This is a genomic window from Brotocaccenecus cirricatena (genome assembly GCF_020687045.1).
In the GTDB taxonomy this organism is placed as follows: Bacteria; Bacillota; Clostridia; order Oscillospirales; family Oscillospiraceae; genus Vescimonas; species Vescimonas cirricatena.
In genome coordinates, this window is the sequence record NZ_JAJEPW010000017.1 from 1 (window position 1) to 19,645 (window position 19,645).

The 19,645-nt window shown below is 62.9% G+C and carries 19 protein-coding genes, 1 tRNA gene and 1 riboswitch; of the genes, 8 read left to right on the forward strand and 12 right to left on the reverse strand.

The annotated features are described in order from the left end of the window. Positions 1–163: 163 nt before the first annotated feature. From LKD37_RS07280 to LKD37_RS07300, 5 genes are all read left to right on the forward strand, one after another. Positions 164–925, forward strand: a complete 762-nt coding sequence (locus LKD37_RS07280) for an ABC transporter ATP-binding protein (protein ID WP_302928594.1) — start codon at positions 164–166, stop codon at positions 923–925. Then, positions 915–1,727 (forward strand): ABC transporter permease, encoded by an 813-nt coding sequence (locus LKD37_RS07285; RefSeq protein WP_302928595.1) that lies wholly within the window; start codon positions 915–917, stop codon positions 1,725–1,727. The genes LKD37_RS07280 and LKD37_RS07285 overlap by 11 nt, the downstream gene beginning before the upstream one ends. Then, positions 1,724–2,725 (forward strand): ABC transporter substrate-binding protein, encoded by a 1,002-nt coding sequence (locus LKD37_RS07290; protein ID WP_302928596.1) that lies wholly within the window; start codon positions 1,724–1,726, stop codon positions 2,723–2,725. Before LKD37_RS07285 ends, LKD37_RS07290 begins: the two co-directional genes overlap by 4 nt. Positions 2,726–2,885: 160 nt before the next feature. After that, the gene (locus LKD37_RS07295; RefSeq protein WP_302928597.1) at positions 2,886–3,035 is read left to right on the forward strand and encodes a hypothetical protein; all 150 of its coding nucleotides are present in this window, start codon (positions 2,886–2,888) and stop codon (positions 3,033–3,035) included. 197 nt (positions 3,036–3,232) lie between these two features. Then, the gene (locus LKD37_RS07300; RefSeq protein WP_302928598.1) at positions 3,233–3,562 is read left to right on the forward strand and encodes a TraX family protein; all 330 of its coding nucleotides are present in this window, start codon (positions 3,233–3,235) and stop codon (positions 3,560–3,562) included. 44 nt (positions 3,563–3,606) lie between these two features. Here the strand turns inward: LKD37_RS07300 and LKD37_RS07305 are convergent, their stop codons facing one another. After that, entirely contained in the window at positions 3,607–4,215 is a 609-nt protein-coding gene (locus LKD37_RS07305; RefSeq protein WP_302928599.1) for an ECF transporter S component, read from the reverse strand. Between the two features lie 94 nt (positions 4,216–4,309). Then, positions 4,310–4,429: riboswitch (FMN riboswitch) on the reverse strand. A gap of 167 nt (positions 4,430–4,596) precedes the next feature. On the opposite strand from LKD37_RS07305, the gene LKD37_RS07310 reads away from it, so the two are divergent. Genes LKD37_RS07310 through rsmA form a run of 3 tightly spaced genes read left to right on the forward strand, consistent with a single transcriptional unit; the run spans position 4,597 to position 6,219 of the window. Next, positions 4,597–5,082: a DUF2975 domain-containing protein gene (locus LKD37_RS07310; RefSeq protein WP_302928600.1), complete on the forward strand. Its 486-nt coding sequence runs from the start codon at positions 4,597–4,599 to the stop codon at positions 5,080–5,082. 12 nt (positions 5,083–5,094) lie between these two features. After that, positions 5,095–5,322, forward strand: a complete 228-nt coding sequence (locus LKD37_RS07315) for a helix-turn-helix domain-containing protein (RefSeq protein ID WP_302928601.1) — start codon at positions 5,095–5,097, stop codon at positions 5,320–5,322. Positions 5,323–5,364: 42 nt separating this feature from the next. Beyond that, on the forward strand, positions 5,365–6,219 hold the full coding sequence (gene rsmA / locus LKD37_RS07320; RefSeq protein ID WP_302928602.1) for a 16S rRNA (adenine(1518)-N(6)/adenine(1519)-N(6))-dimethyltransferase RsmA: 855 nt from the start codon (positions 5,365–5,367) through the stop codon (positions 6,217–6,219). Between the two features lie 375 nt (positions 6,220–6,594). Here rsmA and LKD37_RS07325 read toward each other — a convergent pair. From LKD37_RS07325 to LKD37_RS07375, 11 genes are all read right to left on the reverse strand, one after another. Next, a tRNA-Gly gene (locus tag LKD37_RS07325) sits at positions 6,595–6,670 on the reverse strand. A 61-nt stretch (positions 6,671–6,731) separates the two neighbouring features. Beyond that, positions 6,732–7,382 carry a hypothetical protein gene (locus LKD37_RS07330; protein ID WP_302928603.1) on the reverse strand — a complete coding sequence of 217 codons (651 nt, stop codon included), beginning with the start codon at positions 7,380–7,382 and terminating at the stop codon, positions 6,732–6,734. A gap of 13 nt (positions 7,383–7,395) precedes the next feature. Further along, the gene (locus LKD37_RS07335; RefSeq protein WP_302928604.1) at positions 7,396–8,256 is read right to left on the reverse strand and encodes a YitT family protein; all 861 of its coding nucleotides are present in this window, start codon (positions 8,254–8,256) and stop codon (positions 7,396–7,398) included. A 44-nt stretch (positions 8,257–8,300) separates the two neighbouring features. After that, entirely contained in the window at positions 8,301–10,541 is a 2,241-nt protein-coding gene (locus LKD37_RS07340; protein WP_302928605.1) for a DNA gyrase subunit A, read from the reverse strand. A 39-nt stretch (positions 10,542–10,580) separates the two neighbouring features. Next, a complete protein-coding gene (locus tag LKD37_RS07345; RefSeq protein WP_302928606.1) occupies positions 10,581–12,572 on the reverse strand; it encodes a DNA gyrase/topoisomerase IV subunit B in 1,992 nt (663 codons plus the stop codon). A gap of 317 nt (positions 12,573–12,889) precedes the next feature. Beyond that, on the reverse strand, positions 12,890–13,324 hold the full coding sequence (gene cdd, locus LKD37_RS07350) for a cytidine deaminase (RefSeq protein WP_302928638.1): 435 nt from the start codon (positions 13,322–13,324) through the stop codon (positions 12,890–12,892). A gap of 22 nt (positions 13,325–13,346) precedes the next feature. Next, positions 13,347–14,345: a stage II sporulation protein D gene (gene spoIID, locus LKD37_RS07355; RefSeq protein WP_302928607.1), complete on the reverse strand. Its 999-nt coding sequence runs from the start codon at positions 14,343–14,345 to the stop codon at positions 13,347–13,349. A 102-nt stretch (positions 14,346–14,447) separates the two neighbouring features. Beyond that, positions 14,448–15,800 carry a S1C family serine protease gene (locus LKD37_RS07360; RefSeq protein WP_302928608.1) on the reverse strand — a complete coding sequence of 451 codons (1,353 nt, stop codon included), beginning with the start codon at positions 15,798–15,800 and terminating at the stop codon, positions 14,448–14,450. 14 nt (positions 15,801–15,814) lie between these two features. Then, positions 15,815–17,284, reverse strand: coding sequence for a sensor histidine kinase (locus LKD37_RS07365; protein ID WP_302928609.1), 1,470 nt, complete (start codon positions 17,282–17,284; stop codon positions 15,815–15,817). Further along, the gene (locus tag LKD37_RS07370; protein WP_302928610.1) at positions 17,281–17,961 is read right to left on the reverse strand and encodes a response regulator transcription factor; all 681 of its coding nucleotides are present in this window, start codon (positions 17,959–17,961) and stop codon (positions 17,281–17,283) included. Before LKD37_RS07370 ends, LKD37_RS07365 begins: the two co-directional genes overlap by 4 nt. Positions 17,962–18,179: 218 nt before the next feature. Next, a complete protein-coding gene (locus LKD37_RS07375; RefSeq protein ID WP_302928611.1) occupies positions 18,180–19,640 on the reverse strand; it encodes a tyrosine-protein kinase domain-containing protein in 1,461 nt (486 codons plus the stop codon). Between the last annotated feature and the right edge of the window lie 5 nt (positions 19,641–19,645).

Here is a 19,645-nt window from a genome sequence, read left to right on the forward strand (position 1 = left end):
ACAGCGTGTTTTCACACGCTGTGCGTGCGCACAGCGCACGGGATTCTTGATTAAATTTTTTAATCAAGAATCAGTATGAGACGTCACAGTGTGCGCCCAGCGCACGGGACTCCTGATTCCATTTTTGAATCAGGAATCAGTATCAGAGGAGGAACACACGGAAATGATGATACATCTCCTGCACGCCGCCTTTGTGTACCAGGCACCGGACGGGGAGGTGGAGGCCCTGCGGGACGTGTCCCTGGACGTGGAGGAGGGGGAGTTCTGCAGCATCGTGGGCCCCTCCGGCTGCGGCAAATCCACGCTGCTGTCCGTCCTGGCGGGGCTGGAGACCCTGACCGGCGGGGAGGTCACCGTGGACGGCGAGACCCTGCGGGGCCCCTCGCCCAAGGTGGGCTTCATGCCCCAGCAGGACCAGCTGTTCCCCTGGCGGAGCATCTGGGACAATGTGACCCTAGCTCTGGCCGTCCGGGGGGAGAATACGCCGGAAAACCAGGCCCGGGTCCGGAGCCTGCTGGAGCGCTACGGCCTGTGGGCCTTCCGGGATAAGCGGCCGGGGCAGCTGTCCGGCGGTATGCGCCAGCGCTGCGCCCTGATCCGCACCCTGGCGGCGGATCCCCGGATCCTGCTGCTGGATGAGCCGTTCTCCGCCCTGGACTATCAGACCCGGCTGTCGGTTTCGGCGGATATTTACCGCATCATCCGGCAGGAGGGGAAAACCGCCCTGCTGGTGACCCACGACATCAGCGAGGCCATCAGCATGTCGGACCGGGTGGCGGTGCTGACCCGGCGGCCCGCCGGGATAAAGGCCGTTCACGACATGGGACCGCTGCGGGGCCTGCCGCCTATGGAGCGGCGGGACACCCCGGAATTTCACACGTTTTTCAATGCCATCTGGAAGGAGCTGGAGCTGCATGACGGATAAACCATCCCCCCGGCGGCAGGAGTGGCTGCGGCAGCGGCAGAGAAGCCGCCGCCGGGTGCGGCTGTGGCAGGCGGGACTGCTGGCGGCCCTGCTGGGCCTGTGGCAGCTGACCACGGCGGTGGGGCTCAGCGACGGCTTTCTCATCAGCAGCCCCAGCCGCATGTGGGGGACGCTGGTGGGCCTGTGCCGGGGCGGGGAGCTGCTGCGGCACGTGGGGGTGTCGTGCCTGGAGACCGTGGTGGGCTTCCTGGCCGGGACCCTGCTGGGCACCGCCATCGCCATCTGTATGTGGTGGCGGGAGGGGGTGGCCCGGGTGCTCAGCCCCTATCTGGTGGTGCTGAACGCCCTGCCGAAAACGGCCCTGGGGCCGATCTTTATCGTCTGGATGGGGGCGGGGATGGGGTCCATCATCGTGATGACCCTGGCCATCTCCCTGATCGTCACCATCCTCAGCATGTATCAGGGCTTCCTGGGGACCGACGGCGAAAAGCTGCGGCTGATGCGGTCCCTGGGGGCCACAAGAGGTCAGATTCTGTGGATGCTGGTGTTTCCCGCCAGCTTTCCCACCCTGTTCAACACCCTGAAGGTCAACGTGGGCCTGTCGTGGGTGGGGGTGATCATGGGGGAATTTCTCGTGTCCCGGGCGGGCCTGGGCTATCTCATCGTCTACGGGTCCCAGGTGTTCAACATGGACCTGGTCATGGCCAGCGTGGTGATCCTGGCGGCCGCGGCGGTGGTGATGTACCGGCTGGTGCTGGGGGCCGAGAAGCTGCTGCAGCATTATTGGGGGGTCAAAGCATGAAAAAAATCTGTATCGTACTGTGTCTTTGTCTGGCGGCGCTGCTGGTCCTGCCGGGCTGCGCCGGGGAAAAACAGCTGACCCGGGTGCGCCTGAGCGAGGTCACCCACTCGGTGTTCTACGCGCCGCAGTATGTGGCCATGAGCCAGGGCTTCTTCCGCCAGGAGGGGCTGGAGGTGGAGCTGACCAACGGCGGCGGCGCCGACAAGGTCATGACCGCCGTGGTGTCCGGCCAGGCGGACATGGGCCTGGCGGGGCCGGAGGCCGCCATCTATGTGATGAACCAGGGCAAGGAGGACCATCCCGTGATCTTTGCCCAGCTGACCAAGCGGGACGGCTCCTTCCTGGTGGGCCGGGAGCCGGGGCCCTTCTCCTGGGAGGACGTCCGGGGCCGGACCATCATCGGGGGCCGGGCCGGCGGCGTGCCGGAGATGACCCTGGAATATGTGCTGCGGCAGCGGGGCATCGAGCCCCAGCGGGACGCGGTGGTGGACACCTCGGTGCAGTTCAACATGATGGCCGGGGCCTTCACCGGCGGCAACGGGGACTATGTGACCCTGTTTGAGCCCACCGCCACCGAGGTGGAGCAGGCGGGGAAGGGGTATATCCTGTGCTCCATCGGCCAGGAAAGCGGCGAGATCCCGTATACCGCGTATTTTGCCAACCGCAGCTATGTGGAGGCGAATCCGGAGACGGTCCAGGGCTTCGTCAACGCCATGGCCCTGGCCCAGCAGTGGGTGGCGGAGCACACGGACCGCCAGGTGGCGGAGGCCATCTGTGACCAGTTCCCGGACACGGACCTGGACGTTCTGGAGCGGGTGTGCGCCCGGCACCGGGAGATCGACGCCTGGAACCGCACCCCGGTGATGGAGCAGCAGGCTCTGGAGCGGCTGGAGACGGTCATGACCCAGGCCGGGGAGCTGACTCCGGACCAGTGGGTGGACTTCGACCGGCTGGTGGATAACCGCTTCGCGCAGAAGGCAAACGAAATAAAGCGATAATACAGCAAGAAGTGCGTCTCTAATAATGAGACGCACTTCTTGTTTGACAAATTACACAAAAATAGGTATAATACAAGCACAGAAATTAACAGGGAGGGAGACGGCGTGAAGAAGTTTTTGTCGGTGTTTTTTCTGATCTCAATGAAGGGATGGGTTTGCTGTGAATAATAAAAGCGCACTTGGCCTTGGTATGATCGTGGCGGGGGGTATATTCCAGTCGGTGGGTACTGCCGGATGGATAGTGACTGCCTTTGTGTTGATCGTGGTGGGTCTCTTCATCCAGTTGCTGGAAGCCATCAAGGAGAAATAGTTTCCCTTAGGAAGACAGCGTATTGTGATCATTTTCGCAGGGGGAGACAGCCAAACCGGCTGTCTCCCTCTGGTTTTTTTGCATTTTTACAAAATTGTAACCGGATTGTATTTTTTTGTCATTCTCCTCTTGACTTAAACCCAGGTTCATGTGTTAAGATACCCGCATAAATATCCAAGAGGAAAGATGGTATCCCCGTGACCCGGAAGGCCGGACTGAACTCCAACACATTGAAGCTGCTGGCTGTGGTGGCCCTGATCTGCCAGCATGTGACGATTTTCTTCATTCCCACCACCAATCCCTGGTACGATCCTCTGTTCTGCTTCGGCATGATCACCGCGCCCATTATGTGCTTTTTCATCGCCGAGGGGTATTATCACACCCACAGCCGCAGAAAGTACCTGGAGCTGCTGCTGCTGTATAACGGCCAGCGGGGCTGCAAGAGCAAGTGGTACCAGTGGGGGTATTACTTGATCTATCCCATCCACTTTATGGTGCTGTACGTCATCGAACTGCTGATACGATAAAAAACGATGGCTGTGCCCGAGAGGGCACAGCCATCGTTTTTCGTTTATTTATGCAGCAGGGGGGATAGGGGCTTGTAGATCAGGAAGCACAGGCCCACGTCCAGCAGGCCCTTGCAGAAGGTGAAGGGCACGTTGAACACCAGCAGGCAGTTGAGCAGAGCGTTGGAGGAGGGGACCTCCGCAATGGTACCCAGAATGGCCTGGTAGGCCCCGATGATGGCCTCCAGGGGCATCCCGTACACCTTGACATATGCCGGATACACGAAGAAGTAGTTGGAGGGGACGCTGACCACAGCCATCAGAACCGCACCCAGCATCGCCCCGATCAGGGCGCCCTTACGGCTCTTGTGCTTGCGGTACACCAGGCCGGCGCACAGCACGAACACGGCCCCCAGAATGAAGTTGCTGAGTTCGCCCACTCCGGCGCTGGAGCCGAAGGGCAGGTGCAGCAGGTTCTTCACCAGCTGGATCACCACGCCGTATACCGGGCCCAGGGAGAAGGTCCCCAGCAGGGCGGGCAGGTCGGAGATGTCCAGCTTCACAAAGCTGGGGATCAGGGGAATGGAAAACTCCACGAATTGCAGCACCGCGGCCACGGCGCTGAGCATGGCGGCTACCGCCAGGCGATGGGTTCGTTTGCTTGCTTGCGTCATAAGAAAAAACGCTCCTTTTGATAAAAGTAAAACACCCGGAAAGACTTGCCTTCCAAGGTGCACGCATCAAAAAAGAGCATTGTGACAATGCCGTACACGCCTTCTCTCATCCAGACTATACTGTCGGTACCGGAATTGCGCCGGTTCCTGCGGCCGCGGCCGCTCGCAGACTATCACTGCCGGTGGGGAATTTCGCCCCGCCCCGAAGACAGCTATTCGGTTGTTTCCTGTGGATAGTATATACCCGCCGCCGCCAAAATGCAACAGGAAATTGCAAAACTCATACAAACAGAAATTATTATTCGAGTTTCAATAAATAATACTTGACACACGAGATAAACTATGGTATCCTGACCTCAGCAAGCGAAAGGAGAGACGCATATGAAAACCAAAACCATGTCGGCCCTGCTGCGGGCCGTCCTGCTGGCGGCGGGGGCGCTGCTGGCGGTGTTCTTCTTCCTGTTTCTTCCGTTTTACGGGACGGACACGGTTCGGGCCGCGCCGGAGTTTGCCTGGGCCTATTGGCCGTGTCTTGTCTGGGCGTGGGCGTTTGCCGTGCCGATCTTCTGGGCCCTGGTCCCGGCGTGGAGAGTCTGCGGCAGCATTGCTGTAAAGGGTATGGCCTTCACTGGGAAAAATGCCCGGGACCTGCGCACCATCAGCCGCCTGGCCTTTGCCGACGCGGTGATATTCCCGGCGGGAATGCTCATTGTGGCCTATCTGGGCGCGGGCAGTGCACCTCTGACCCTCCTGATCACGCCGCTGGTGACCTTCTGCTGCCTGGCGGCGGGGATCGTGCTGTATGTCCTGTCCCGGCTGGTGGCGGATGCCGCCGCCCTGCGGGAGGACAACGACCTGACCATTTAAGGAGGTGGGGACATGATCGTATTCAACATCGACGTGATGCTGGCCCGGCGGAAAATGAGCCTCACCGAGCTGTCCCACCGGGTGGGCATCACCATGGCCAACCTGTCCATCCTGAAAACCGGCAAGGCCCGGGCGGTGCGGGTGGACACCCTGAACAAGCTCTGCCGGGCCCTGGACTGCCAGCCCGGGGACCTGCTGGAGTACCGGCCCGGCCCGGAGGACGATAACGATCCGGAATAATCCGGGCAAATATTACGATTTGTTGTCAGATAGGAGAGCAATATGGACCTTTGCAATCGCAATGACATTCAGGCGCTTTTGCAGCGCCACGGCTTTCATTTTTCCAAGGCCATGGGTCAGAACTTCCTCATTGAGGGATGGGTGCCCCGGGACATTGCCGCCGCCAGCGGCGCGGACGAGCACACCGGGGTGCTGGAGATCGGCCCGGGCATCGGCCCCCTGACCCGGGAGCTGGCCCGGCGGGCCGGGAAGGTGGTGTCCGTGGAGCTGGACCGGCGGCTGTGGCCGGTGCTGGAGGAGACCATGGCCGGGTGCGAAAATTTCACCCTGGTGCAGGGGGACGTGATGCAGCAGGACCTGGCGGCCCTGGTGGGGGAGCACTTCGGGGGCCTGCGGCCTATCCTGTGCGCCAACCTGCCCTATAACATCACCACGCCGCTGCTGACCCGGGTAGTGGAGAGCCGGTGCTTCGACTCCGTGACGGTGCTGATCCAGAAGGAGGTGGCCCAGCGGATCTGCGCCGCCCCGGGGACGGCGGACTATGGGGCCTTCTCCCTGCTGATGCAGTATTACACCGCGCCGGAGCTGGTGTTCGAGGTGCCCAACACCTGCTTCCTGCCGGCCCCCAAGGTGACCTCCGCCGTGATCCACTGCCCGGCGCGGCGGGAGCCGCCGGTGCAGGTGTGCAGCGAGGCCATGCTGTGGCGGACGGTGCGGGCGGGGTTCGCCCTGCGGCGCAAGACCCTGGTGAACAGTCTGCAAACCGGGCTCCCCCTGCCCAAGGACCAGCTGGCGGCCATCGTCACCGGCTGCGGCCTGCCGGAAAACGTCCGGGGGGAGCGGCTGAGCCTGGCGGACTATGCGGCCCTGGCCAACGCCCTGGCGGCGGTGATGTGACAAGCGCATAAAAACGGCGGCGGGGCCTGTGTGCCCCGCCGCCGTTTATCGGCAATTCCCCGTTGTCCTACCGTAGGGCGGACGACTCTGTCCGCCTTTTTTGCGGCCCGCTGAGGGCAGCGGGCCGGACGCACTTGGCTCTCCCTCTGGGAGAGCTGTCACCGAAGGTGACAGAGAGGGCTTGTAGGCCGGCACGACGGTGAGCGCCGAGAAACCGAGGCTCGAACTCGCTACCCGGCATCCCGCGAATGGCGAGGCCATTCGCAGGAACCCTGCCTCACCTCGTGATTGGAACGCGCTTCGCGCGGGTCGAGGCAGCGAGTTCATGAAAGAATGGCAAAAAGAAAAAGCACCATCTTCTCAGATGGTGCTTTCTGGAGCGGGCGACGAGGCTCGAACTCGCTACCTCGACCTTGGCAAGGTCGCGCTCTACCAGATGAGCTACGCCCGCAAACGCAAGATTGATTATACCCGCGAATCCCGGATTTGTCAACCCCTGCGTTCCACTTTTTTCAACTTTTTTTCAAAAGAATTTCGATGATGCCCACGTCGCCGCCTTCGGGATAGAAATTTACGGTCCAGGGCTCCTTCTGCTCCGGGGCCTCCATGGCCTGGACCTGGTCCACGATGGAGCGGACCTCCTCCTCCTGGTGGTCAAAGTAGCCCACCTGCACCACCAGCTCACCGCTTCCTCTGCGGGCGGCGGCGGTCAGCAGCTCCCCCAGGGCGGAGACGCTGGTGGTATACACCATGGAGGCGATCTGCTCCTGGGTGCGGCGATAGCCGATGGTCAGATGAATGGCGGTGTAGTTCCGGGCGCTGTCGTCGATGGTGTAGGTGAGGTACTTCACGGCGTAGGCTCCCAGGGGTGTCTCCTGCTGCACCTCCTTGCAGGCCCGCTCCGCCGCGGCGGAGGCGTCCAGAGGCTCCGTCCCGGCATAGAGCCAGATGGTGCCCTCCCGGGCGCCGCCGGTCAGCAGCAGCATCAGGTCGTTCACCAGGTCCTGATAGCTCTCCGCCCGGAGGACGGACCGGTCCTCGCTTTCGTAATAGGTGGAGCTGTGGGGCTGGACCACGCTGTAATCCCGCTCCAGAAACGAGGCACACCCGGTGCATACCAGCATCAGCGCCGCCAGAAGGGCGGCCAGCAAGGTTTTTTTCATGGCCGCGCCTCCGTTACAGGCCCGTGGGGTCATATTGGCCGAAGCCCTCGCCCAGCACCTCATGGGCGTCGCACACGATGACGAAGGCGTCCGGGTCGATGCTCTGCACCAGCTTCTTGATGGGGATGAAGTGCCGCCGGCCGAAGGCGCACAGGATGATCCGCTTTTCCTGGCCGCTCCAGGCCCCCTTACCGGCCAGCAGGGTGACACCCCGGTCCAGCTGCAGCAGCTTCTGGGTGATGGCCTCATACTGCTCGCTGATGATATAGGCCACCTTGGAGGCGTTGGGACCGTACACCACCCGGTCGATCAGCAGGGACAGGATATACAGGGCCACCACGCCGTACATGGCCCGGGTCATATCCCGGAAGCACAGGGCGTACCCGATGGTCACGGCCACGTCCAGGCCCAGACAGAGGCTGCCGATGGACAGCCCCTGGAACTTCAGCTTCAGCAGCCGGGCGGCCATCTCCGTGCCGCCGGTGGTGGCGCTTTCGTGCAGCAGCAGGCCGCAGCCGATGCCCGTCACGATGCCGCCGTAGATACAGGCCAGAATGGGGTCCATGGGCGAGAAGGTGTGGATCGAGGACAGCACGTCGATCATCAGGGAGCTGACGGCGGTGGCGTACAGGGACGAGATCAGCAGATCCCGGCCGATCTTCTGCCAGCCCAGGATGAACAGGGGGATGTTCAGCACCAGGGCGATGGTACCCACCGGCAGCATGGGCAGGAAATGATTGATGATCTGGGCAACGCCGGTGAAGCCGCCCACGGTGAAGTGATTGGGCACGAAGAACCAGTTGAAGCCCAGGGCATACAGGGCACAGGCCACGGTGATCAGTCCGTAGCGCTTCAGAGTCTTGGCAGCGGGCATAATAGGCACCTCTCTTTTTCGTATGTGTGGGGGAAAGCGGGTCTTTATAACAAGGTCAATTGTTCCTCGCCCCGGTCCTCGGGCTTGAGGATGGCTCCGGCGGCGGGGATGGTGCGGGTGCGGTAGCGGGGCAGATTCACGATGCCGCTGTCCTCCGCCGGGACCACCCGGTCCAGATGATACTTGGGCTTCAGGGTCATCACCGCCACCCCCTGAACGTTCCGGGTGGTCTTGGGGGCCAGCAGGGAGGTGTGCACCAGCAGGGCCCGGGGCTCCGTGGATACCAGGGCCAGCTCCCGGTCCTCCGGCAGAGGCAGGATGCACACCAGGGGGCTCTTGTCGGAATAGGCGCCGGTGAGCTTCCGGCGGTTGGACACCGTGGCATAGGCGGACAGCTCCACCCGGGCGGCCTTGCCGTTTTCATAGAAGAACAGCAGACAGCCGCTGTAGTCCCCGGGCAGCACCATGAAGATGACCCGCTCGCCCTCGTCCATGGCCAGACGGCCCGGCAGATAGTCGCCCAGGGCGCTGGCCTTGCCGTCGCCGAACTCCGACACCCGGGTCTTGTACACCTGGCACCTGTCGGTGAAGAACATGACCTCGGCGTTGTTGGAGGTTTCCATCTGCTGGAGGAGGCTGTCGCCCTCCTTGAACTTCTGCTCCCCGCTCATGCGCAGGGACTTGGGGGTGATCTTCTTGAAGTACCCCTCCCGGGACAGGAACACCGTCACCGGGTAGTCCTCGGGCTGGCTGTCCTCCACATATTCCTCCACCTCGTGGCCGTATACGATCTCCGTGCGCCGGGGCACGGCGTATTTCTTCCGGACCTGCTCCAGCTCGTCCACGATGATCTTCCGGATCCGGGCGGGCTTGGCCAACGTGTCCTCCAGGTCGGCGATCTCCTTTTGCAGGTCCTCGGTCTCCCGGACCCGCTTGAGGATGTACTCCTTGTTGATATTCCGCAGCTTGATCTCCGCCACATATTCCGCCTGGACCTGGTCGATGCCGAAGCCGATCATCAGGTTGGGGATCACCTCGGCCTCCTCCTCGGTTTCCCGGATGATGGCGATGGCCTTGTCGATATCCAGCAGGATGCGCTTCAGGCCCAGCAGCAGGTGCAGCTTGTCCTTTTTGCGGCTGAGCACGAAATACACCCGCCGCCGCACGCACTCCGTGCGCCAGGCCGTCCACTCGTTCAGAATCTCTCCCACACCCATGACCCGGGGCATCCCGGCGATGAGGATGTTGAAGTTGCAGCTGACGGTGTCCTGCAAAGGGGTCAGCCGGAAGAGCTTGGTCATCAGCTTCTCCGGGTCCACGCTGCGCTTCAAGTCGATGGCCAGCTTCAGGCCGGACAGGTCCGTCTCGTCCCGCATGTCGCTGATCTCGGTGATCTTCCCGGCCTTAATGAGCTCCGCCACCTTGTCCAGAATGGCCTCGATGGAGGTGGAATAGGGGATTTCGTAAATTTCGATGAGGTTTGCCTGCTTGTCATACCGCCAGCGGGAGCGGACCTTCACGCCGCCCCGTCCGGTGCGGTACAGCTCCCGCAGCTCCGCCGGGTCGCAGATGATCTGCCCCCCGGTGGGGAAATCCGGAGCCAGCAGTGTGGAGGCCACGTCGTGGTCCGGGTTTTTCAGCAGGGCCACGGTGGTGTCGCACACCTCCCCCAGGTTGAAGCCGCAGATCTGGGACGCCATGCCCACGGCGATGCCCTGGTTGGCGGACACCAGCACGTTGGGGAAGGTGGTGGGCAGCAGGGACGGCTCCTTCATGGAGTTGTCGTAGTTATCCACAAAGTCCACGGCATCGCAGTCCAGGTCCCGGAACAGCTCCGCGCAGATGGGGGCCAGCTTTGCCTCGGTGTACCGGCTGGCGGCATAGGCCATATCCCGGGAGTACACCTTGCCGAAGTTGCCCTTGCTGTCCACAAAGGGGTGCAGCAGGGACTCGTTGCCCTTGGCCAGGCGCACCATGGTCTCATAGATGGCCTGGTCGCCGTGGGGGTTCAGGCGCATGGTCTGGCCCACGATGTTGGCGGATTTGGTGCGGTTGCCTGTAAGCAGGCCCATTTTATACATGGTATACAGCAGCTTGCGGTGGGAGGGCTTGAAGCCGTCGATCTCCGGAATGGCCCGGGAGACGATGACGCTCATGGCGTAGGGCATATAGTTTTCGTCCAGCGTCCGGGTGATGGGCTGCTCCACCACCGTGCCCCGCAGGCCCATCACATTGGGGTCCGCCGGCCGGTGGACGGTTTTCGGTTCTGTTTTCTTTTTTGCCATGGGGCAAATTCCTTTCGTTCAAGCGGTCATTTGGCAAATTCAGCTCACGTCGATCATATCCAGGTACAGGTGGCCGTTTTCGGCGATATAGTCCTTCCGCCCGGCCAGGTTGTCCCCCAGCAGCAGGTCGAACACCCGGGCGGTCTCCTCCGCCTCATCGGGCAGCACACGCACCAGCCGCCGGGTCTCCGGATTCATGGTGGTCAGCCACATCATCTCCGGGTCGTTTTCGCCCAGTCCCTTGGACCGCTGGACGGTGAACTTCTTCCCCTCCAGCTGGCGGACGATGTCGGCCTTCTCCTTTTCGGAGTAGGCAAACCAGGTCTTGTCGGCGCTCTTTTCCTTATAGGTGATCTCAAACAGCGGCGTCTCCGCAATGTAGACGTACCCCTCCCGGATCAGGGTGGGGCACAGCCGGTACAGCATGGTCAGGATCAGGGTCCGGATCTGGAACCCGTCCACGTCGCCATCGGTGCAGATGACCACCTTGCTCCACCGGAGGTTGTTCAGGTCAAACTGGCTCAGCTCCTTGGCGGCCTTGCCCTGAACCTCCACGCCGCAGCCCAGCACCTTCATCAGGTCCGTGATCACGTCGCTTTTGAAGATCCGGGGATAGTCGGCCTTCAGGCAGTTGAGGATCTTGCCCCGGACGGGCATCAGCCCCTGGAACTCCGCGTCCCGGGACTGCTTGCAGGCGCCCAGAGCCGAGTCGCCCTCCACGATATAGATCTCCCGCCGGTCCACCTCCTTGGTGCGGCAGTCCACAAACTTCTGCACCCGGTTGGCGATGTCGATCTTCTCCGACAGCTTCTTCTTGGCGCCCAGGCGGGTGCGCTCCGCCGTCTCCCGGCTGCGCTTGTTGATAAGCACCTGGGCGGCCATGCGCTCGGCGTCGTCGTGGTTCTCGATGAAAAATACCTGCAGCTGCTGGCGCAGGAACTCGGACATGGCGTCCTGGATGAACTTGTTGGTGATGGCCTTTTTGGTCTGGTTTTCATAGCTGGTCTGGGTGGAGAAGTTGCTGCTCACCAGCAGCAGGCACTCCTGCACGTCGGGGAAGGTGATCTTGCTTTCGCCCTTGGTGTATTTGTTGTTCTCCCGCAGATATTTGTCCAGCGCCGCCACAAAGGCCAGGCGGGTGGCCTTGTCGGGGCTGCCGCCGTGCTCCAGGAAGCTGGAGTTGTGATAGTGCTCCATCAGGTGCACCCGGTTGGAAAAGCACCAGGCGATGTTCAGCTTCACCTTGTACTCGGGCTTGTCCGCCCGGTCCCGGCCCTGGCGCTCCGCCTCCCAGCACACGGGCCGGGTGATGGGGTCGTCCCCGGCCAGCTCGGCCAGATAGTCCCGGATGCCGTTTTCATACAGGAAGTCCTGGGTCTCGAACCTCCCGGGGGACACCTCATCCCGCAGCCGGAAGGTCACCCCGGCGTTGACCACCGCCTGCCGCTTCATCACGTCCTGGTAATAGTCCAGGGGGATGTCGATGTCGGTGAACACCTCCAGATCCGGCAGCCAGCGGATGGTGGTGCCGGTTTTCTTCCGGGCCAGGGGAGTGACCTCCATCTGGCCCACGATCTCGCCCCGCTGGAAGTGGAGCTTATACTCATTGCCGTCCCGGCAGACGGTAACGTCCATATAGCGGCTGGCGTACTGGGTGGCGCAGGAGCCCAGACCGTTCAGGCCCAGGGAGAACTCATAGTTTTCCCCGGTGGGGTCGTACTTGCCTCCGGCGTACATCTCGCAGAACACCAGCTCCCAGTTGTACCGCCCCTCCTTTTCGTTCCAGTCCACGGGACAGCCCCGGCCCTGGTCCTCCACCTGGATGGACCGGTCCTGGAACCGGGTGACGGTGATCACCCGTCCGAAGCCCGCCCGGGCCTCGTCAATGGCGTTGGAGAGAATCTCGAACACCGCGTGCTCGCAGCCCTCCAGCCCGTCGGAGCCGAAAATGACGCCGGGCCGTTTCCGGACCCGGTCCGCTCCCTTCAGGCTGGAAATGCTGTCGTTGTCGTATGCTTTTTTCTTGGCCATATCCTTCCTCCGGCGGCCGAAGCCGCCAATTCTCCAATATACAAATCCTATTTTAACGCAAAAATTTCCGTCTGGCAAGAGCCGGACGGGGATGGGGAAAAAATGTTTTTCCGGGGCAAAAAGTTGCAGGCGGCGGGGCCGCCATAACAAACCGGCAACCGGCGGGATAGCATGCGCCGCAAGGGTTTTCCACATTTTCCACCGGGTTTTCCACAGCATTATGTCAACAAGGAAAACCGCCAAAAATGCCGGAAGGCCACAGGAGCGGGCAGAAAGCGCCGCCGGTCCGCGAAAAATGCAGACCGGCGGCACATGTCTCACAGCCAGCTCTGGTCGAAGCCGTAGGGCAGCAGCTCCCGCAGGCGGAAGCTCCTGGCCTGCCCCTGACCGTTGAGGCAGATGACCTCCATCTCCGGGGCGAATTCCATCATCACCTGGCGGCAGGAGCCGCAGGGCACGCAGTAGTCCTCACTTTTCCCGGCGATGACGATGCGCACAAAGTCCCGGTGCCCCTCGCTGACGGCCTTGAAGATGGCGGTGCGCTCGGCGCAGATGGTGCAGCCGTAGGCGGCGTTTTCAATGTTGCAGCCGGTGAAAACCGTGCCGTCGGCGCACTCCAGCGCCGCCCCCACCGGAAAGTGGGAATAGGGGATATAGGCCCGGTCCAGCATGGCCGCGGCGGCCCGGCAAAGCTCGTCTCTTGTCACGAAGCAAGTCTCCTTCCGTGATGTTTCTGAAGAAAATTGTAGTATAAATTCCGCCTTTCGTCAAGTCCTATCCGCCGTAGGGGGCGATGGTGACGCCGGTGTAGTACCAGTGGAGGATTTCCTGCCAGGACCTGCCGTCCTGGGCCAGGCGGTTGGCGCCGTACTGGCTCATGCCCACCCCGTGGCCGAAGCCGGTGACGTGGAATGTGACCCTGTCCGCCGCGGCCTCCGCCGTGAAGCACGCCGACCGCAGGCCCAACAGGCTCCGGACCTGGGTGCCCTCCACCGTGACGCCGCCGATGCAGATGCTCTCCACCCGGCCGGAGGCGTTTTCCACCCGGCCGGTGATCCAGGTTTCCGGCCCTCCGGCAAAGGACGCCTCCGGATAGGCCGCCAGGAAGGTCTGCTGAAACTCCGCCGCCGGGATTTCCTTGACGCTGTAGTAATTGGGCACGGTGTCCTCCCCCTCGGGGCTTTCCACGCTGTGCAGATACGGCAGGGTGGACACCCACACGTCCCCGGAGTTGGCGGTGACCCCGGCGGAGGAGGAGTGGAAGGCCGCTAAAATGGGCTGGCCGTTGTAGAGGATCACCTGACCGTCGGTGTCCCGTACGGCCTGCTGGACCTTGGCCTCGTATTCGGCGGCGTGGTCCCCCCACTTTTCCGCCGCCGCCTGGGCGGAGGTGTAGGCATTGCAGCAGCGGTAATCCATGCACACGTCGGCGTCCGGGTGGGCGGCCTTCCGGCCGGAGGCCATGTGGTAATAGATGAAGGTCCGCTCCGCCACGGCCTGGGCGTCCAGGGCCTGCTGGTGGAAGGCGGCGGGCATCTCCCCCCGGACCACCCCGGGCAGATACTCCGCCATGGTCATCTCCACCACCTGCTCCCCGTCCCATACCCGCAGCAAAGTGTCCGCATCGGCGGCGGGTTGTCCCGCATTTTCGCCGCTCCGTCCCGGGTCAGCCCCCGGGACGGAGCGGGACACGTCCGGCGCAGCTCCGCTGCTCAGCCATCCCCCGCCGAACAGCAGCACCGTCAGCAAAAGCCCCGCCGCCCAGTAACGCATGTCCATCCCTCCTGTGGCTTTTTCTCCAGCATATGCACAGGCCACCACCGGCAGAACAAAACCCCGGCGGGATTTTCCCGCCGGGGTGAAGGGGCCGGATGCTCAGCCGAAGCTGCGGTTGGAGCGGAGGGTCACCTCCACGTCGAACTGCTGGCCGTCCCGGAGGATGGTCAGGGTCACGGTGTCGCCGATGATGTGGCTGCGCCGGGCCGTCAGCAGGTCGGAGGTAACGGACACGGCCTGGCCGTCTGCCGCCAGGATCACGTCCCCGGCCTGGATGCCCGCGTCGGCCGCGCCGGAGCCGGTGCTGACCTCCATGACCTGGACCTGGGTGCCGCCGCCGTCCCTTTCCACGGTGGTGACGGTGATGCCCAGGGAGGGGGCGCCCCGGTAGTGGCCGTTGGCGATGAGGTCGTTGACCACGAAGCTGACGGAGCTGATGGGCAGGGCGAAGCCCAGGCCCTCCACCGTGGCCTCGGTGCTGTCGGTGGTGCTCATTTTCAGGGTGTTGATGCCGATGACCTGGCCGTATTCGTTGATCAGGGGGCCGCCGGAGTTGCCGTTGTTCAGGGCGGCGCTGGTCTGCAGCAGGGTCATGGTCTTGCCGTCCACCTCCACGGCGCGGTTGACGGCGGAAATGATGCCGTTGGTCATGGTGCCCCGCAGCTCCACCCCCAGGGGGTTGCCGATGGCATAGGCGGTGTCGCCCACCTGCACCAGGTCGGAGTTGCCGAACTCGGCGGCGGGCAGGGGATTCTGGGGATCGGCCTTCAGCACGGCCAGGTCCTCCTCCTCGTCAAAGCCCACCAGGTTCACCTCATAGGTGACGCCGGTGTCCAGGGCCACCCAGCAGCTCTTGCCGCCGGAGATCACATGGGCGTTGGTGATGATATACCCGTCGGAGGTCATGATGACGCCGGTGCCGATGGAGGCCCCCTCCGACTGCTCGGACACCACGGTGACCACGGAGGGGTTCACCTTGGCATATACCTCCTGGGCCGTCAGGGGCTGGCCCTGGGGGTCCCGGCAGGCCAGGCGGACGCCGGGGTCTCCCTGGATTTTGGGGATGGTGGTGGCCTTGCTGCCGAAAATGTCCACAATGCTGCTGGGGTTGTCGCCGTCGCCGTCGGGCAGGGGCCGATGCTGACCGCTGCCGCTATTGCCGCCCAGTATGGCCGCCAGCACCACAGCCGCCACCGTCACCGCCAGCACGGCCAGGGAGATCCACAGCCACAGACGGCTGCGGCGCTTCTCCTTTTTGGCGGCCTGCTGCCAGACGTTCTGGGGCATGGGGTCCCGCTGGACATAGTAGCTGACCACCTCCCGGCCCTGGGGCTCCTGGGGAATGTACCAGGAGACTACCTCCTTCGGTTCCTCCGGGGCCGCTTCCGGGGTCTCCGGCAGGTCCGGATTTTCCGGAGTTTCCGGGCAGATATCCTTGTTTTCGTCTGTCATAGCAAAAGTTCCTCTCATGTATTGCGCATGGGGTGGGCCAGCTGCACGGTGAAGCTGAAGGAGGTGACGCCGTTTTCGCTGGTGACGGTGATCTTCTCCTTATGCTGGGACAGGATGGTTTTCACCACGTACAGGCCCAGCCCGTAGCCGTCCTTGTCCTCGCTGCGGGATTTGTCGGATTTGTGGAAGCGCTCGAACAGCAGGGGAATCTCCTCCGCCGGAATGGTGTGGCCGGTGTTGCGCACGGTGACCACCGCCTTGTCGCCGCCGGTCTCCGTCAGCCCCAGGTACAGGGTGGACCCGGGGGCGGCGAACTTGGCGGCGTTTTCCAGCAGGTTATAGATCACCTGGGTGATCAGGTCGTTGACCCCCTGGACCATGACGGAATCCTCCGGGATGTCCGCCTCCACGTCCAGGCCCCGGTCGGTGATCTTCTGCTCCATGGACAGCAGGGCCAGGCGCATACTCTCGCACAGGTCGAAGTCCTCCTTCTTCATGTCCTGCTGGGACTGAATCTGGGAGATATCCAGCATCCGGCGGACCAGGCGGCTGAGGCGGCGGCTCTCGTCGGAGATGATCTGGAGATATTTCCGTTCCTTCTCCGGGGGAATGGTGCCGTCCAGGATGCCGTCGGTATATCCGGCGATGGTGGTCATGGGGGTTTTCAGCTCGTGGGAGATGTTGGCAATGAACTCGCTTCGCTGGCGCTCGGTTTCCGCCAGGGAGTCGGCCATGTTGTTGAAGGACGCCGCCAGCTCGCCGATCTCGTCGCTGCGGCCGGTGTCCTGCATGCGCACGTCGAAGTTTCCGGCGGCATAGGACCGGGTGGCCTGGACCATCTCCCGGATGGGCTGAATCTGGCGCATGGAGGTCAGGGAGCTGGCCACAAAGGAGATCAGCAGGATGATGGCCGAGGTCATGAAGAACAGGCCGATGAAGGAGCGCCACATGCTCATCAGGGACCGGGCGTCCATCACCGCCAGGACCATGCCCACGGTGCCGCCGTCCTCCTGGGTGACGGGCACCGCCACCACGAACTGCCGGATGTCGTATGCGCCGCCGATGCTGCTGCGGCCCTGGTAAAAGCCCTTGTCCCCGAAAACGGCGTCCTGAATCTCCTGGGGGACGGACACCACCTGGCCTCCCAGCCGCTGGTCGGAGGTCAGCAGGGCGTAGCCCTGGTCGTTGCACAGGAGAAAGTCCGCCTTGGTAAGCCCGGCGGCCAGGGCGATGAGATTCTGCAGGCTGGGGCTGGCGGTCTGCCCGCCGGAGGCCAGATAGTCCCCGGACATGTTGGCAATGAGCTCCGCGTGCTGGCGCATTTCGCTGCGCCGCTCGGACACGGTGTCGTTATAGCTCAGGGCGTAAAACGACACGCCCAGCAGCAAAAGCGTCAGCAGCACCATGCCCGCCGTCAGCAGGAACTGCTGCCAATAGAGACTGTCGAACCGGCGGCGGAACCGGGTGATCTTTTCCTGGCTCATTTCACTTCAAACTTATAGCCCACGCCCCACACGGTTTTCAGCTCCCACTGGTCGGACACACCCTCCACCTTTTCCCGCAGGCGCTTGATGTGCACGTCCACGGTGCGGGAGTCGCCGAAATAGTCGAAGCCCCACACCTCGTCCAGCAGCTGGTTGCGGGTATACACCCGGTTGGGGGTGGAGGCCAGGTGATACAGAAGCTCCAGCTCCTTGGGGGGCGTGTCGATCTTCTTGCCGTCCACCAGCAGCTCATAGCTGTCCAGGTCGATGACCAGCTTGTCGAAGGTCAGGCGCTTTTTGGTGTCGTCGGGAATTTCGCTGCGGCGGAGCACCGCGTTGATGCGGGCCATCAGCTCCTTCATCTCGAAGGGCTTGACCAGATAGTCGTCGGCCCCCATTTCCAGGCCGGTAATCCGGTCGTTGACCTCGCTTTTGGCGGTGAGCATGATGATGGGGGTCTTGGCCTTTTCCCGGATGTGGGCGCACACGGCCCAGCCGTCCATCACCGGCAGCATGATGTCCAGCAGCACCATGTCCGGGGCCTCCCGGTCAAATTCCTCCACGGCCTTGCCGCCGTCGTAGGCGATGCGGACGTCGAACCCCTCTTTTTCCAGGTACATGCGGATCAGGTCGGAGATATTGCGGTCGTCCTCGACCACCAGAATGTTGCGTGCCATGCGCTTTGCCTCCCACTTGTGAGTATCGTTGGTGTTTTTCTTTATTATACCGCCCCGGCCGGGGCTTTCCTGAACTTTCTGTAAATTCAGACATACCGGATAGGACAGTATACCACAAAAATCCGGGTTTGTATAGATTTTCGGGGGCGGAGGCTTGGAAAAAAGTCTTTTTTGACAAGCTGAAGCCCCCGGCCGGGGCCGGAGGCTTGGAAAAATCCTTATTCGGCGCTTTTGCGCTTGGTCTTGCCGTAGCCATAGCCGTAGCCGTAGCCATACCCATAACCGTAGCCGTAGCCATAGCCGGAGGAGGAGCCCCGGACGTTGGCGGCGCAGTTGAACACAAAGCCGGCCATCCGGGCATCGGCCCCGGCCAGGGCCTGGATGCCCTCGAAGATCTGGGTGGTGGCGGCGAAGTCCTCCCGGATGACGTAGATCACCCGGTCCACATGGCGGCACATGGCCAGGGCGTCGGCCATCATGGCGCAGGGCGGCGTGTCCAGCACGATGTAGTCAAACATGGGGCGCAGGGTGTTTATCAGCGCCTCCAGCTTGTCGTATTGCAGCAGGTTCATGGGGGCGTGGATGGGCTCGCTGCCGGCAAAGACGTACAGGGACGTGTCCTCATAGCGCAGGAAGTGCACCTGGTCCAGGCTGCCGGACAGGCACTGGCCCAGACCCTCGGAGGGCTTGGTGATGCCCAGCAGGGCCTTGTCGCTGGGGCCCCGGAGGTCGCCGTCGATCAGCAGGACCTTTTTTCCCTCCCGGGCCAGGGACAGGGCCAGGTTCACGGACACGGAGCTTTTCCCCTCGGAGGGGATGGAGCTTGTGACCATGATGACCTTGTCCTCGTCCTTCAGCTGCCGCAGCAGCTTCAGCCGCAGCAGGCGATACGCCTCGCAGAAGGCGCTGTCGGTCTGCATGCGGGTGATCAGCAGCCCCTGCTGGGGGCCGTTTTTCCGGCGCTTGGGGGCCGTGCGGGGGATGGAGGCCAGGGCCGTCAGGCTTACCAGGCGCTTGACGTCGCCGGTGGAGGACACCGTCCGCCGCAGGGCGGCGGCCACGATGAGCACCGCCAGCGCCAGCACCACGCCCAGGGCCGCGCCCTTGACGGCGCTGCGCACCCAGGGATCGGCGTTATACGGCGTGTCGGGCAGGGAGGGCTCCTGGTTCACCACCAGCTGCGTTTCACCCAGGACCAGGCGGTTCACCTGGGGATACACGTCGATGACGGCGCAGAGGATGTCATAGGCGTCCTGGGGGCTGGGGCTTTCCACCGTCAGGACGAAGAAGCTGGTGTCCTTGATGGCGGAGGAGGAGATGACGCCGTTGAGATAGGTGACGCCCAGTCGCTGGAGCAGCAGCTCCTGCATGCGGTCGGAGGTCAGCAGATAGGGGAAGGTGTCCGCCACCTGCTGGGCGGCGGATTTGTTGTAATATTGGCTATAGCCGGAGAGGTCGGTGCCGCCCACAAAGCTGAGATTCACGGAGAACACCGCCTCGGAGCGGTACATGGGCCGGAAGCTGCGGTGGCCGCGCCAGCCCATCAGGGCGGCGCACAGCACGATCAGCGCCAGGCACACCGGCCACAGGCGCGTCAGCGCCCGGCCCATCCGCCGCAGCAGGACGGACAGGTCGATGGGCTGGACCTCGGTATTGGTATGGGTCGTATGTTGTTCCATAGTGC

Excerpts from the sequence above, each read along its gene's own strand:
- LKD37_RS07290 (WP_302928596.1), top strand. The coding sequence starts at position 1,724 with ATGAAAAAAATCTGTATCGTACTGTGTCTTTGTCTGGCGGCGCTGCTG.
- spoIID (WP_302928607.1), bottom strand. The coding sequence starts at position 14,345 with ATGCGTTACTGGGCGGCGGGGCTTTTGCTGACGGTGCTGCTGTTCGGC.
- LKD37_RS07340 (WP_302928605.1), bottom strand. The coding sequence starts at position 10,541 with ATGGCAAAAAAGAAAACAGAACCGAAAACCGTCCACCGGCCGGCGGAC.
- LKD37_RS07360 (WP_302928608.1), bottom strand. The coding sequence starts at position 15,800 with ATGACAGACGAAAACAAGGATATCTGCCCGGAAACTCCGGAAAATCCG.
- LKD37_RS07365 (WP_302928609.1), bottom strand. The coding sequence starts at position 17,284 with ATGAGCCAGGAAAAGATCACCCGGTTCCGCCGCCGGTTCGACAGTCTC.
- LKD37_RS07335 (WP_302928604.1), bottom strand. The coding sequence starts at position 8,256 with ATGCCCGCTGCCAAGACTCTGAAGCGCTACGGACTGATCACCGTGGCC.
- rsmA (WP_302928602.1), top strand. The coding sequence starts at position 5,365 with ATGGACCTTTGCAATCGCAATGACATTCAGGCGCTTTTGCAGCGCCAC.
- LKD37_RS07285 (WP_302928595.1), top strand. The coding sequence starts at position 915 with ATGACGGATAAACCATCCCCCCGGCGGCAGGAGTGGCTGCGGCAGCGG.
- LKD37_RS07280 (WP_302928594.1), top strand. The coding sequence starts at position 164 with ATGATGATACATCTCCTGCACGCCGCCTTTGTGTACCAGGCACCGGAC.
- LKD37_RS07315 (WP_302928601.1), top strand. The coding sequence starts at position 5,095 with ATGATCGTATTCAACATCGACGTGATGCTGGCCCGGCGGAAAATGAGC.
- LKD37_RS07370 (WP_302928610.1), bottom strand. The coding sequence starts at position 17,961 with ATGGCACGCAACATTCTGGTGGTCGAGGACGACCGCAATATCTCCGAC.
- LKD37_RS07330 (WP_302928603.1), bottom strand. The coding sequence starts at position 7,382 with ATGAAAAAAACCTTGCTGGCCGCCCTTCTGGCGGCGCTGATGCTGGTA.
- LKD37_RS07310 (WP_302928600.1), top strand. The coding sequence starts at position 4,597 with ATGAAAACCAAAACCATGTCGGCCCTGCTGCGGGCCGTCCTGCTGGCG.
- LKD37_RS07305 (WP_302928599.1), bottom strand. The coding sequence starts at position 4,215 with ATGACGCAAGCAAGCAAACGAACCCATCGCCTGGCGGTAGCCGCCATG.
- LKD37_RS07375 (WP_302928611.1), bottom strand. The coding sequence starts at position 19,640 with ATGGAACAACATACGACCCATACCAATACCGAGGTCCAGCCCATCGAC.
- LKD37_RS07345 (WP_302928606.1), bottom strand. The coding sequence starts at position 12,572 with ATGGCCAAGAAAAAAGCATACGACAACGACAGCATTTCCAGCCTGAAG.